Below are 942 nucleotides of genomic sequence, written 5' to 3' on the forward strand. Positions count from 1 at the left end.
TCCCGAAGGTCACGGTCACCGCGCTAACACCATCCGCGCCGGCTGTCAGCGCCCAGTTTCCGTTCGCCGTCCCGCCTTCGACAACGCTGGTCGGCGTGTCGGATACCGTCAGAGCGGGAAGATCATCCACCACCGTGACGCTGAAGCTGCCGGCCGTTTTGCTGTTGTCGGTGTCGGTCACTTCAAAACCAATGCCGCTTAGCAGGTCGCTGTCTTCGCTCCCAGCTACGCTATGCTGGACCGGCTGCGACAGGGTGACGCTATAGCTGTAGGTGACCTTGGTCGCATCCACGCCCGTGCCGACGGTCGCGCTCACGATGTGGATGCGGATCACTTCCCCGCCTGCGCTCGACCCGACAAGGTCGCCGGCACCGTCGAGCGCAAAGGTGACGTTCGCACCGGCCAGCGTCTTCAACTGGCCGTCCAGCGCGCCGCTGTCGACCAGCTTGATCGAGGCGAGCGCATCGGCCTGCGCCGGAACGTCCTTGAAGAAATCGACGACGATCTGGCCGGTCGCGCTCGCGCTGCCGGTCGATGCCACTTCGCCCGTGCGCCCTGCGTCGACATTGGCACCGGTCAGACCGTCCTCATCGACGGTGACAGATTGCGCCAACAGGATGCTGGGCGTCGCATCGGGCTGCAACAGGATCGAAACTGTCGCGATCGACGGATCGCCGTCGCCGTCCACGATCTGGTAGGTGAAGCTGTCGGGCGTCGCCACCGCGACCGCATTGGGCGTATAGCTGAACAAGCCAGTCACCGGATCATAGCTGGCGCTGCCATGCTGCGGCGCGCTGATGATCGTGACCTTGGTACCGTCGTGAATATCGACGCCGTCCGCGCCGAACTGGTCGTTCAGCAGCGCATCGATGGTGATGGTCGTATCCTCGGGCGCAACATAGCCGCTGTCGTTCGCCGCCTGCGGCTGGTCGTCTACGATGT

General features: G+C 64.2%; 1 protein-coding gene. It reads right to left on the reverse strand.

Annotated features, from left to right (window positions below; all coding sequences use genetic code 11):
* A partial coding sequence (locus tag L858_RS22115; protein ID WP_037505022.1) for an Ig-like domain-containing protein occupies positions 1 to 942 on the reverse strand: 942 nt, incomplete at both ends.

The sequence above is a fragment of the Sphingobium bisphenolivorans genome, from assembly GCF_000412635.1.
In the GTDB taxonomy this organism is placed as follows: Bacteria; Pseudomonadota; Alphaproteobacteria; order Sphingomonadales; family Sphingomonadaceae; genus Sphingobium; species Sphingobium bisphenolivorans.